Source organism: Flectobacillus rivi (assembly GCF_030056655.1).
GTDB classification, from domain to species: domain Bacteria; phylum Bacteroidota; class Bacteroidia; order Cytophagales; family Spirosomataceae; genus Flectobacillus; species Flectobacillus rivi.
The window spans coordinates 31934-44899 of record NZ_JASHIE010000002.1; the positions used below are offsets into that span (position 1 = coordinate 31934).

At 36.8% G+C, this 12966-nt stretch carries 10 protein-coding genes; 6 read left to right on the plus strand and 4 right to left on the minus strand.

Annotated features, from left to right (window positions below; genetic code table 11):
- Window positions 1-139 precede the first annotated feature (139 nt).
- Together QM481_RS02655 and glgB are read left to right on the plus strand one after the other, a co-directional pair.
- Window positions 140-757 carry a trimeric intracellular cation channel family protein gene (locus tag QM481_RS02655; RefSeq protein WP_283380567.1) on the plus strand — a complete coding sequence of 206 codons (618 nt, stop codon included), beginning with the start codon at window positions 140-142 and terminating at the stop codon, window positions 755-757.
- A 309-nt stretch (window positions 758-1066) separates the two neighbouring features.
- Window positions 1067-3127 (plus strand): 1,4-alpha-glucan branching protein GlgB, encoded by a 2061-nt coding sequence (gene glgB / locus QM481_RS02660; RefSeq protein ID WP_283380568.1) that lies wholly within the window; start codon window positions 1067-1069, stop codon window positions 3125-3127.
- Between the two features lie 543 nt (window positions 3128-3670).
- Here the strand turns inward: glgB and QM481_RS02665 are convergent.
- Window positions 3671-5281, minus strand: a complete 1611-nt coding sequence (locus QM481_RS02665; protein ID WP_283380569.1) for an amidohydrolase — start codon at window positions 5279-5281, stop codon at window positions 3671-3673.
- A 1022-nt stretch (window positions 5282-6303) separates the two neighbouring features.
- Here QM481_RS02665 and QM481_RS02670 point away from each other — a divergent pair.
- Both QM481_RS02670 and QM481_RS02675 read left to right on the plus strand, forming a co-directional pair.
- Window positions 6304-6522: a hypothetical protein gene (locus QM481_RS02670; protein WP_166551756.1), complete on the plus strand. Its 219-nt coding sequence runs from the start codon at window positions 6304-6306 to the stop codon at window positions 6520-6522.
- Window positions 6523-6531: 9 nt separating this feature from the next.
- The gene (locus tag QM481_RS02675) at window positions 6532-6765 is read left to right on the plus strand and encodes a hypothetical protein (RefSeq protein ID WP_166551757.1); all 234 of its coding nucleotides are present in this window, start codon (window positions 6532-6534) and stop codon (window positions 6763-6765) included.
- Between the two features lie 154 nt (window positions 6766-6919).
- On the opposite strand, the gene QM481_RS02680 is transcribed toward QM481_RS02675, so the two are convergent.
- From QM481_RS02680 to QM481_RS02690, 3 genes are all read right to left on the minus strand, one after another.
- Entirely contained in the window at window positions 6920-7552 is a 633-nt protein-coding gene (locus QM481_RS02680) for a DUF1275 family protein (protein WP_283380570.1), read from the minus strand.
- Window positions 7553-7805: 253 nt separating this feature from the next.
- Window positions 7806-8636 carry an orotidine-5'-phosphate decarboxylase gene (gene pyrF, locus QM481_RS02685; RefSeq protein WP_166551759.1) on the minus strand — a complete coding sequence of 277 codons (831 nt, stop codon included), beginning with the start codon at window positions 8634-8636 and terminating at the stop codon, window positions 7806-7808.
- A gap of 320 nt (window positions 8637-8956) precedes the next feature.
- Window positions 8957-10192, minus strand: a complete 1236-nt coding sequence (locus QM481_RS02690) for a M16 family metallopeptidase (protein ID WP_283380571.1) — start codon at window positions 10190-10192, stop codon at window positions 8957-8959.
- Between the two features lie 239 nt (window positions 10193-10431).
- On the opposite strand from QM481_RS02690, the gene QM481_RS02695 reads away from it, so the two are divergent.
- Window positions 10432-11532 carry a glycosyltransferase family 4 protein gene (locus QM481_RS02695; protein WP_283380572.1) on the plus strand — a complete coding sequence of 367 codons (1101 nt, stop codon included), beginning with the start codon at window positions 10432-10434 and terminating at the stop codon, window positions 11530-11532.
- 220 nt (window positions 11533-11752) lie between these two features.
- Window positions 11753-12910, plus strand: coding sequence for a glucosaminidase domain-containing protein (locus tag QM481_RS02700; protein WP_283380573.1), 1158 nt, complete (start codon window positions 11753-11755; stop codon window positions 12908-12910).
- Window positions 12911-12966: the final 56 nt, after the last annotated feature.

Consider the following 12966-nt stretch of genomic DNA (forward strand, 5'->3'; position numbering starts at 1 on the left):
ATCGATTACTAAAACCTGAGCATTAAGCTAAGTAAAAATATCTTTGAGAAAGTAAGCCATTTTTACTATCATTAGAAATTTCTCTAAATAAGCGTAAAAGCTAATTCGTCATTCACAATTCACTCATTCATCATTAATTATGGAACACCTCTACAAAATCATTAGTATCTTGGGAACGGTGGCTTTTAGTATATCGGGCGCTTATGCTGGTATTCAAAAACGATTGGATTGGTTTGGGGTTATTGTTGTTGCTTTTGTAACCGCCGTTGGTGGAGGTACGCTTCGTGATGTATTTCTGGGTCAGCCTGTGCGATGGATTCATGACGAGACCTTGATTTTTATAATTTTCATCAGTGCCATCTTAGCGATTCTTTTTGCGACATGGATTCCTAAGGTAGATATTCCACTTCAAATCTTTGACGCACTAGGTTTAGGATGCTTTTATGTTTTGGGTTACCAAAGAGGTATTTCTGAAAATAATGAAGTATTAAGTAGCTTTTTATTGGGCACTTGTACAGCCTGTGCAGGAGGCGTGATTCGAGACATATTACTGAACGAAATTCCTGTTTTATTTCGAAAAGAAATTTATGCAACCGCTTGTTTAGTAGGCTTTTTCACATTTTACCAAATCAAAAACATATCAGGTCTAGAAGCTTATTCAAACCAAATTACCATCTTCATCATTTTTACCGTTCGTATTCTTTCATGGAAATTTGGGTTATCATTGCCTCAAGCAAATGCGAATAAATCGAATTGAAATTGTGAAAAACTTTTAAAAAATATTATTTTAGCAGTAATAACCAATCGTTAGATTATTGGTTGTAATTAATTTTATGGCCGATAGCTCAATGCCCAAAGCCAATTTATTCATTTCCTTCAGAATTTTGCATGATATATCAAACTATCACCTCTAAAAGGCTAGTCGAAGATTTGAAAAACGGAAAAGAAATTCCTATAAACGTCAAATTTTCTCCTATTCTCAATGATTGTACTATGACAACCTCTATCTTTACCAAAGTCTATCTAGTTCCTTTTGAAATTTAATCCATTAACCATTTCAGAAAATATGGCTAAGACCACCAAGGCAAAAACTCAATCTGAAGAAGAAAAAGCTGTAACCAAAGCTCCTGCAAAAAAAAGAGTCTCAAAAAAAACTACTGAAGAAGCACCAGTTGTCGAAACTTCAATTGTTGTTGACCAAACGCCCGCAGCTCCTCCAGTCGAATTAAAGAATGTAGAAGCGTTTACTCGTTTCTCTGGTTTTGATATTTCGTTGTTTAAATCTGGAAAGCATTTTAGATTATTCGAAAAGCTGGGTTCGCATACTACCGAATACCAAGGCGTAGCTGGTACTTATTTTGCTGTTTGGGCTCCTTCAGCAAAGAGCGTATCGGTAATCGGTAATTTTAACTATTGGAATAAAGACTCTCACCACCTTTTTGTCCGTTGGGACGAATCTGGTATTTGGGAAGGATTCATCCCTCATATCGGCAAGGGAGAGGCTTACAAATATTGTATTGAAGCCCATGACGGTCGTAAACTTGAAAAAATCGACCCGTATGCGCATTACTTCGAAACACCTCCCAAAACGGCTTCGATTGTATGGGATAACTGGTATGAGTGGACAGACTCCGATTGGATGGCTACTCGTAAGAGTAAAAACTCCCTTTCGTCTCCAATGTCTGTTTATGAAGTACATATCGGCTCATGGCGTCGTAAAGGTGACGAAGAAAAACTATCGTATATTGAACTGGCAGACCAGTTAGTTTCTTACGTAAAAGAAATGGCATTTACGCACATCGAGTTTATGCCAGTAATGGAGCACCCATACGAACCATCTTGGGGTTATCAAGTATTAGGATACTTTGCTCCTTCTTCGCGTTTTGGCACACCACAAGACTTTATGTATTTGGTAGAACAATGTCACAAAAATGATATTGGTGTTATACTTGACTGGGTACCATCTCACTTCCCTGGCGATGCCCACGGGCTTTACGAGTATGATGGCTCACATCTTTTTGAGCACCCAGATATGCGTAAAGGTTACCATCCTGATTGGAAATCGTATATCTTCAATTATGGTCGTAATGAAGTACGTAGTTTCTTAATTTCAAATGCTATTTATTGGCTAGAGCGTTTCCACGCCGATGGCTTACGCGTAGATGCAGTAGCGTCGATGCTTTACTTAGATTACTCGCGTAATCATGGCGAATGGGAACCTAATATCTTTGGTGGCAATCACCACCTTGAGGCTATTTCGTTATTCCGTGAACTAAACGAAATTCTTTACGCCGAATTCCCAGACGTACAAACGATTGCCGAAGAATCTACTTCATTTACGGGAGTTTCTCGTCCAGTATATACAGGAGGTTTAGGTTTTGGTCAAAAGTGGATGATGGGCTGGATGAACGACACCTTGAAGTATTTCGAAAAAGATCCGATGTATCGTAAATACCATCAAGATCAATTGACGTTCTCAACAGTTTATGCCTTTACTGAAAACTTTATGCTACCGCTGTCTCATGATGAGGTTGTGTATGGTAAAGAGTCGTTGGTAGGTAAAATGCCAGGAGATGAATGGCAACGATTTGCGAATTTGCGATTGCTGTTTACTTATATGTTTACACACCCAGGTACAAAATTACTGTTCATGGGTGGTGAATTTGGGCAAACCTCAGAATGGAATTTCTCAAAAAGTCTTGAATGGTGGTTATTAGACCATGGGTATCATCAAGGAGTTCAAAGTCTGGTTAGAGAATTAAACTTACTTTATCGCAACGAACATGCGATGTTTGATAAGCAATTTGCACCAGAAGGTTTTGAATGGATTGATTCCTCGGACCGCAACAACTCAGTAGTAGTTTATGCAAGAAAAGGCGATTCTCACAAAGAGCAGCTCATTATCGTGTTAAATCTAACACCAATTCCTCATAATAATTATCGTATTGGCGTGCCAATGCAAGGTGTTTGGCAAGAGATTTTGAACTCTGACGACACCAAATTTGGTGGAAGTGGAAAAACAAACCCAGAGCCAATTTTTGCAGAAGAAGTTTCTTGGCAAGGAAAAGCTTATTCGATTCCACTAAACCTTCCTCCATTGGGTGGCTTAGTGTTGAAAGTGAAATAAAAAAGAAAATCGACTCTCAGAAATGGGAGTCGATTTTCTTTTATACATAAAGTACTTTTGTTTTTTCAAAGGAAATATTTTCTTAAACCCTATAAAAAACGAAACCCTCGAAGCCGCCACTCCAAGGGTTTTCTTGTTTTTTTTAGTTATCCTATTTAGAGGATTACTTTAAGATTACTTAGGCTATTGTTGTTTAATAACGCCAATAAACATCACTGCCGCCACAGTTATTTTATTTTAATTATTAACATAAATTAAAATGAGTCTATTATCCACGCTTGCCGCCACAATTGTGAATCGTTGACATTTCAAAGTTAGTATAATTAATTTTATCCACAATAGAAATGTTTAGTATTTTTCTAAGATTTACATAAAAGATGGAATTTTTATGACTAACTCTTAAAATTTGATGCAAGAAACAACAGTATTAACCACTCTCAACGTTGGTACAACCTTATTCAACGTTAATAATGAAATTTCATTCATTTGAAAAATAGCGTAATAGAGCCTTTTTGGACTATATTACGCTGTGATAAAATGAGATTAGTCTTTCTTTTGTTCTACTTTTCGAACAGTAGGATATTGTATGCCTAACTGTTCCAAGTAGGTTTTGTACTTAGTAGGATCAAAGTAATATTGCTTGAGTTTGGGACGGTAAATTTCCATGATATTGGCATTAATCGCAATCGCAGGTTTATCTGTAGGAGCAATCAACGGTTCGTATTTAATATCCTTGGTTTGAACATTTTTATAATAATCCCAAGCACTTTCAATGAGCTTTGGCTCGTTTAATAAGTCCAAAATTGTCAGCGCCTCTACTTTCGCCCCTGCTGTAATTCCTTTGTGTGCAATAGGAGTAGCCATCGAGATGGCATTTGCCCAGTGGTGCCCCGGCAAACCCGGAATATTTGAAGGATAACCCAATACAATGGTCGGCAATGACCAAGAAATATCCGCAATATCATCTGAACCTCCGCCCATCGAGCCTACAACCTCCAAAACAGTATCTATTTCGGCACGAAGTCCTTTCTGTTCTGGCGAACTAAGTTCCTGCTGAATTCCCTTCGCTAATTGCTGATCAGCATCTGACCATGTGGGCAGGCCTACACGTTTGATATGTGAAAAGGCTCTTTCGGCAATAGGTTTGTTAAAATGCCCCGGCCATGCGCTTCCTAGTACCTCCCACGAGACTTTAGTATCTGTCATCATGGCAGCACCTTGAGCTATTTTTTTACCAAAATCATATAATTCCTTGATTTTGGGATAAGTACGTTCTCTGAAATAATACCAAACCGAAGCTTTAGACGGAACTACGTTTGGCTGGTCGCCCCCATTTACTACCACATAATGTGAGCGCTGTGTTGGCAAAAGGTGTTCTCTTTTATAATTCCAGCCCACATTCATCAATTCTACGGCATCAAGAGCACTTTTACCACGCCAAGGATTGGCCGCAGCATGAGCAGCTTCGCCTTCAAAATTGAACTTTACCGAAACCAAGCCATTATTTCCTGCATCACCGTGCTTTACACTCAAATTGCTGTTAACGTGGGTAAAAATACATGCATCTACATCTTTGAAATAACCATCACGAATGTAAAACGCCTTTGTTCCCACCAATTCCTCAGCAACCCCAGGCCAAAGCATCAAGGTTCCTGAAAGTTTTTCACGCTCCATGATTTTTTTGAGCACCAATGCAGAAGTAATATTCAGTGCCTGACCAGAATTATGACCTTCTCCATGCCCAGGGGCACCATCTACAATTGGATCGTGATAGGCCACACCAGGTTTTTGTGAAGCTTTGGGAATACAATCGACATCTGATCCGATGGCAATGACAGGTTTACCTGCCCCCCAAGTAGCAATCCATGCCGTTGGGACTCCAGAAATACCCTTTTGAATCGTAAAGCCTTCTTTTTCTAAAAGATTAATCAAATACTGCGAGGTTTCAGTTTCTTGAAATCCTAATTCGGCAAAACTGAAAATCATATCATTGACCTGCGCAGAAAATTCTTTTCTTTTATCAACTTCCTCGATAATTTCTTTTTGGAGCGCTTTGATTTTTTGTGGAGAAAGCTTTTGAGCAAAGATTGGTTGAGCCCAAAATGCACTTGCGACCAACATGAGTGTTGGAAGTTTTCGGAAAAATTGCTTCATGGTAATTTAGTTTTAGTTTGAAGTAAGATTTTATCTATCCCAAAAGCGCCAATGCTATTGGATTAGAAAAAATATATTAAAATTAAAGATTTGTGGATGAGATAAAAGGAAAAAGACTGGGAAAGCTAAAAAATAACAGGAAATACTTAATTGAGGAATTTTGGGATGGGTATAAAATAATAAAGACCCGCAGCAATGCTCCGAGCCTTTACGCAATCCGCCTAAGTAGTTATCTTTTGGGTAATCCACCCGCAAGCCGAAGCTCTAAAGTTTGTTTGCTTTCGAGTCATAAGACTTTACTCACTCAGTTGATTTATCATCAACCTTGAATTTTTTTGGTGATTGAGTAGCGGCTCAATCACCATTCCAGTAGCGTGTGCGGCACTACGTCGAAAAAGCGGTCAATATCTAACCAAATATTTTTGAATTGAAACGTTCTTCAATTGCTATTTCTAATCTAAGTTGTAAGCCTAATTGGCTCACTTTGTAAACCTTTATTTTGTTGTTCTTGATTTACATTACAAATGTATTAACAATAAACGTGCCAAACAAATTTTATGAGACTTTTTTTTGAAAAATATTTCAAAAAATCTAACCAATACTCAAATTACCTCATGAACTGACACCCTTACATGCAATTTTACTCATAAACTGCTTTGGTATAGTTAAAACAAGTTTCATGCCAAGAAAAGCACCTAATATCTTATTGGCGCAGAAAAAACCCTTTAAAGCACAAATTATTGATACTAATTTTCACTACTCCTATTTATTAATTTTCAATACAAATTTGTCATTTTATTGCTCAATTTATCAATAATGATAATTGTTGAATATGTCATGATTTACGGCGAAAAATATACACAAATAATAAATTAAGCTTTTTTTTCTTGCTTTTTGCCATTTTTGATATTAGTATTGCATTAGTTCAAAACAATATCATTTTACCTATTACTAGAGAAATTTCATCAATAAACCTTCTTTTTCTTGAAATTCAATAGCAACCCATGAATTAATACTAACCGATGAATTATAAGTTTATTTACCGTGATAAGGATTCTGGCAGAATTATCACAAATAAAGACATTATTAACCTACACAAATACAAAGTTGCTTGCGTAAAGCTTACCGAAAGAGGGATTATCAGAGATATTACAATACCGCCCGAATGGTGGATTGATGGTTCGATTGACAATTGTAAAGCTATTGCGTATCACACAAGGATGAGTAAAACCAAAACTTAACATTAATATATGAATATGAGATCTCGCCAAATTAATAAGCCATTTTCTATGCCATATCGTCCTGAAGATGTTTTTTATGTAACTTATTCAAAATTTTTGAGTACGGCATTCCTGATTTTAAAAGAAAACCGTGAAAAGGTTCAGGTAATCGTTAAACATGAACACATGAAAGACCTTAAAGATTGGGTCACAAGACACCATATCTTGACCGACGATAGTGTTCTCGACTTTATCCCTTACTAATATTAAAAATTATAAAACCTAAAATCCCCTGTCATTTGGAAATGGCAGGGGATTTTAGGTTTGCTTTCTACAACTCGCTTCGTATTTTGAACCAATATGTCTTAGACGTAAATCATGAGCATAGTTTATCTACTCGACATCTCAAAACACCCTTTTAAAACTTCCGTAGCAATACACTAATGATAAGACCTATATAGAATACTGCTGCCACCAACATCAGGCTCATGGTTTGATTTGTTACCGCTACAATAGCTCCTACCGTAAAAAATACAATAATGGTAAGTCTTGTCAATATACTATCCCACAGACACCCCCTCGATTCGGAACTAGTAAATCTTAGTTTTGATAACTCCACCCCCAAATCCATTACCAAACCTGTTAATTGCGATGGCTTTACTTTGGCACAAGTAAAATTGGAAGCAAAGGCATTGTGGTTACTCATGGCAAATACCAAACTGGGGATAAAAGGCTCCTTCATAAAATATGCGACAAGAACAATCAACAGATTCACACTTGGAGTGATGAGTTTTTTCCACATTTTGGGGACTAACTGATAACTATGATACCACCATGAACTAAAAAATGACCCCAATAAATAACTCAATATATATATAGTAAGCGTAAAAGGAAACTGATGTCCGTTATCGCTCCACCATTGTACGCCCAAACTAAACAAGCCCGTAACATTGGTGGTGACAACACCGAGTAACTTTATACCCAAAATATTCACTATCCCCGATATTATCGAGAATGGAATAGCAATTGCTATGAGTCTTTTAAGCTTCATTTTTAGTAATAAAGTGATTTTTCAATAGAATCTCATTGACACGCTAAGGAATATAAATGAGTTTTTCTTTGTATATTTTAAGTCTATATATCAACAAACAAATATATTAACATTTTTTCATATAGTTAATATATTTCGATAATTGGGCTAAAATATTAGGAGAACAGGGGAAAAACAGGGGAAAAAGAAAATTGGCAATTAGTCTAAGCATATATTCTTAGACTAATTGCCAATCCAATCATTGAAATATTTTTTATTTCTTCAAATACAAATCCAGATACTGAGCCATTTCGGCTTGTACTTTTTGTGCCTCTTCGGCAGCTTTTTCTGCAAAATCTTCACCAGATGAAGCATAGATAATAGCACGAGAAGAGTTTACTAATAAGCCACAAGTGCTATTCATACCGTATTTAGAAACCTCCTCTAAGCTTCCACCTTGCGCACCAACGCCAGGTACTAACAAGAAGTGTTCAGGAGCAAGTGCACGTACTTGTGCAAGCATATCTGCTTTGGTAGCCCCAACCACATACATCAGTTGCTCATCGGTACCCCATTCTTGTGATTTGGTTAGAACCTCCTCAAATAATGCCTTATCTCCTACCGAAAGCGTTTGAAAATCTTTACTACCACCATTCGAGGTCAATGCCAAAAGAATCACCCATTTGTTAGGGAAAGTCAAAAATGGCGTAACAGAATCTTCACCCATATAAGGCGCTACTGTTACCGAATCAAAATCAAGCCCTGAAGAGTTTGGGTCAAAAAAAGCTCTTGCGTATAAACCAGAAGTATTACCTATATCGCCTCTTTTAGCATCAGCAATAGTAAAACATTCTTTGGGAATATAGGCTAATGTTTTTTGAAGACTCTCCCATCCTTTTGCGCCAAAAGCCTCATAAAAAGCAATATTAGGTTTGTAAGCTACTGCATATTGTTTGGTAGCATCAATAATTTGCTTGTTGAATTCAAAAATAGGATCTTCAGTATCCAACAAGTGCTTTGGAAGTTTTTGAAGGTCGGTATCAAGACCAACGCATAAATAGGATTTTTTGGACAAAATTTGTCCGAAAAGTTCTTGTTTTGTCATTGTTATGTTCAACTGTGAATTACATGAAATATAGCTACTGTTGTAACTATTAGAAGAGGTGCCACCTTCGTAAGATTGAGATTTGTGCTATGGACAATGTTCTTTCCTTTTGAAAGCATATTTAATAATTTCATTTGGTATTTGTCGAAAAAAACAAAATTCCCCTTCGCCACACCTTACTTTTCTTGTCTTGACACAAGAAAAGTAACAAAAGAAAGTCAAGAAATCCTAAACTCGCCTTCGGCTCAGACAATAGGATTTCAGAAAAACACATCAAACCATAAATCGCTCATTATAAGCAACTTAAAGAATAGTAAATTCTAATTCTCAGGAAGGAAGGTCAAATAACTTAAATCTTCCTCTCTGCAAAGTTCATTGGCTAAATCTTGGAGCTGAGTAGCCGAAACCGTACGAATCTGAGCAAAAAGCTCTTCTAATGTATCGATACGGTTAATATCCAACAGACTTTTGGCCATCATAAGCATAAAGCTCATATTGCCTTCTTCGGACATCGCCATCTGACCCATCAATTGCTCTTTGGTATTATGCAATTGGGTTTTGGTCAAAGGGACTTCTCTCAGTGTCTTTAGTTCTTTTAAAATGAGCGCATTAGCTTTTTTCAAGTGCTTTGGCTCAGTCGCAAAATAAATACCCCAATAGCCTGTGTCAATAAATGGTGTATAGCCTGCATCAATCGAATATACTAAGCCATTTTTTTCTCTCACAGCCAAATTTAAGCGTGAATTCATACCCGGTCCACCCAATAAATTAATCAGCATAAAAAATGGCAATCGTTGGGCATGAGTAATTTCGTAGGCAGTACGACCAATCGCTACATGCGCCTGCGTAATGCTACGTTTGTGATCAACATTTTTAGGCGTATATAGCGCTGGAGGAGTTCTTACTAAACTAGAACTTTTGGCAGGAATATTTTTCAAATATTTTTCTACCAAAGCCACTACTTTCTTGAAAGGCATATTACCCACTGATGAGAAAATAATACGACTTGTATCCAGATTTTCAGCGATAAAATCAAGTAAGTCTTGACGGGTAAAACCGTTTACACTTTCTTGTGTCCCCAAAATATTACGTCCTAGTTGATGATTTGAAAAGATAATATCATCAAAATCATCCTGAATGGCATCTTCGGGCGAATCGTAATACATCGACATTTCTTCGAGGATTACACCACGCTCACGCTCTACCTGCTTATCTGGAAATACAGAATGAAAAGTAATATCTGATAAAAGTTCTAATGCTCGCTCATAGTGAGGAGTTAGTACTGAAGCATGAAAACAGATTTTTTCCTTGGTAGTATAAGCATTCAATTCCCCTCCTACTACCTCAAGGCGATTGATAATTTGTAATGACGAACGCTTGTCTGTTCCTTTAAAAGCCATGTGCTCCCAGAAGTGTGCCAAGCCTTGTTGATGAGGTTTTTCGTCACGGCTACCCATATCGAGCATCAAACCCATGTGTGAAATCGCTGTATGCGTTACTTGGCGATGTACAATTCGAATACCGTTTGGTAATGTATATTCTTGAATTCCGTCCATTCTAATGAATTTCCTTGTTTGATGGTGGTTCTCAGACAAGTTATTTACTAATTTCTAAAGCACTTTTTTATCGAACTACAAAGTTACACAATTTTGAAGCGATTGATATGGTTCGTAAAACTACTTATGAAAATAAGATGCCTGATTGCTATAACACATTTTTAAATAAATACATTCTCGTAGCCAGAAAGTTTAGGTAATTTTGTTTTTTTCAGTATTCACCATTAGCCCCCAAAAGTATGCGTATAGGATTTGATGCAAAACGAGCTTTCCAAAATTTTACAGGATTAGGAAACTACAGCCGATTTATTATTCAATCTTTACTGGCTTCTCCTTCGCAACACGAATATTTTGCCTATACGCCCAAGCTCAACAGTAAAGTACAATTTGATGAACGATTACATGTTGAGTTACCGCAAACCTCTATGCCAAAACCGCTGTGGCGAAGCTGGGGCATTAACCAACAACTCAAAAAAGACAACATCGATATTTTTCATGGTTTGAGTAATGAATTGCCTTGGCAAATTCAAAATACAGGTATCAAAACCGTGGTAACTATCCATGATTTAATTTTTATCCGCTATCCAGAGTTATATCCTACGATTGACCGTTGGATTTATAAACAAAAATTTAAGTCTGCTTGCGAAAAAGCAGATTGTGTGGTAGCTATTAGTCAACAAACCAAAGATGATATTGTTGATATGCTACACATTAATCCGTCCAAAATCGAGGTGGTGTATCAGGACTGTGATATAGCTTTTAGAAATAAATTAACAACTGAGCAACTTTCGGCTATTACCCAGAAATACAATTTACACAAGCCATACATCTTGTGCGTAGCTACCATTGCCGACCGTAAAAATCAACTTACGTTGGTAAAAGCATTTGAAGAACTTCAAAACAGCGATGTGGATTTGGTGCTTGTAGGTGGAAAAAGTGCCTATCAAAATCAAATTGAGGACTATCTCCAACAAAAAAATCTCAAGGGAGTTCATATCATCAATGGCGTACCTTTTGCAGATTTACCTGCTTTCTACCAAAATGCAACTTTAACCGTATATCCATCCATTTTTGAAGGCTTTGGTATTCCTATTGTAGAGGCCTTGCATTCGGGTGTACCTGTGATAGCTGCTACGGGTTCATGTCTAGAAGAAGCTGGAGGCAATGGAGCCATTTATGTAAATCCTTATGACATTCAAGCGTTGGCTACACAAATCAATAGAGTACTGGGAGATTATTCATTACAAAAAGATTTGGTTACAAAAGGGCAAATGTATGTCAAACGGTTTTCTTCAGAAGAAATAGCACAAGATTTAGAAAAAATTTATCAGAAAATTTAAGAATGAGTAAGCGGTAAAATCTATTCTCAGAACTCACAAACGAACATTTGGTAACTTTTAGCACTACACACATTTAAATCTCAATAAAAAATAATCAAATATTCATAATTTAGTTTTATACAATAGGCACGGTTTTTGAAAATTCTTGTAACATACTGATCTGTAGTTGAGTAAATAACTACTGGTCTGTGGTATAAATTTCCTAAGTATTGACCGAGTTATGAAAAAAAATAGTCTTTTTCTACTTATATCATTAAGTGGTTGCAAGGACTTTATGTATTTGTCCTTACTAATATTTAACCTACTTTCAATCTCTGCAAAATCTAATGATACTTCAATAGGGTTCAGTGTATATTATCCCAAATACGCCCAAACGGGTCAAGAGGTGTCTTTCAATTTTGCTACACGTTTGAATATCCATCGAATTCGTGTTTTTGTCAATGGAAGCAGCCTTGGCTCTGCTTTCGTTCTCAATAATCACGCCGAATTCAGATTCAAGTTTGTGTACGCCAGTACCAAAAAGCTAAAATTTGTCGGTTTTTCTCCTGATAACAATACCCTTAGCGAAGTCCAAGGGGAAATAACGATTGCTGGCAAAAATCAAATCTCTAAAGAAACTAAGTACGAATACACAAACGCTAGTTTGCCAAACAATACGACTGACAAAAGCTATAACTCCAATAGTGGGAGTATTACAGCTGCTCTTTCGGGCGCCAGTGTGGTGTATCCTAATCCCAATGTACCTACTTTTTCAGATACTTTTGATGAAAATAATAAGGTAGTAACCAATGTATATCCCTTCGAACAGCCTACAAACGAAGTGGCATGGACATTTTTTAGTAGTATTCAAAATGAAGTGATTCCTCTCGCACACAAATACCGTGTACCTGCTAGTGTAATTATGGCGATGGCAGCATTAGAGAGCGGTTATGGATATAGTCCTATTTCAATTGCTGCTAATAATTATTTTGGCATCAAACAATGGAAACCCTCAGCAGATGGCTACCAACTAAAAGGACAGGCAGATGAACATAACGGAAGGGTAAGAGTCCTAAAAAACGCAGGACAAGGGCAATATATTTATGATGAAGCCCGCAGGAAAGATAATTGGTATCGCTCTTTCAAATCACGAGCTGAATGTATCAAGTTTTTGGTAGAAGAAGTTTTTTTACATAAAACAGGAAAATGGAAACGAGACTATTCGGGAGCCGTACGAGACTATCAGAATCGTCTGGATAGAGGATTTTCGAAATACGATGCGGCTTATCAGTTTGCTTTTCAGCTAGGTTCAAAAGGTTATAATCATTTGGGAGGCAAATATTATGCTGATAAAACCATTAAGATTATCGAAAAATATAATCTACTTAGTTTTGATTAAACTATTGGTAAATAAAAGATGTATCCGTACTTTGTGGTCATAATCTCAGTAACTTG

Bases quoted from the DNA above. Each gene is read 5' to 3' on its own strand.
- QM481_RS02655 (WP_283380567.1), top strand. From the start codon at position 140: ATGGAACACCTCTACAAAATCATTAGTATCTTGGGAACGGTGGCTTTT.
- glgB (WP_283380568.1), top strand. From the start codon at position 1,067: ATGGCTAAGACCACCAAGGCAAAAACTCAATCTGAAGAAGAAAAAGCT.
- QM481_RS02665 (WP_283380569.1), bottom strand. From the start codon at position 5,281: ATGAAGCAATTTTTCCGAAAACTTCCAACACTCATGTTGGTCGCAAGT.
- QM481_RS02670 (WP_166551756.1), top strand. From the start codon at position 6,304: ATGAATTATAAGTTTATTTACCGTGATAAGGATTCTGGCAGAATTATC.
- QM481_RS02675 (WP_166551757.1), top strand. From the start codon at position 6,532: ATGAATATGAGATCTCGCCAAATTAATAAGCCATTTTCTATGCCATAT.
- QM481_RS02680 (WP_283380570.1), bottom strand. From the start codon at position 7,552: ATGAAGCTTAAAAGACTCATAGCAATTGCTATTCCATTCTCGATAATA.
- pyrF (WP_166551759.1), bottom strand. From the start codon at position 8,636: ATGACAAAACAAGAACTTTTCGGACAAATTTTGTCCAAAAAATCCTAT.
- QM481_RS02690 (WP_283380571.1), bottom strand. From the start codon at position 10,192: ATGGACGGAATTCAAGAATATACATTACCAAACGGTATTCGAATTGTA.
- QM481_RS02695 (WP_283380572.1), top strand. From the start codon at position 10,432: ATGCGTATAGGATTTGATGCAAAACGAGCTTTCCAAAATTTTACAGGA.
- QM481_RS02700 (WP_283380573.1), top strand. From the start codon at position 11,753: ATGAAAAAAAATAGTCTTTTTCTACTTATATCATTAAGTGGTTGCAAG.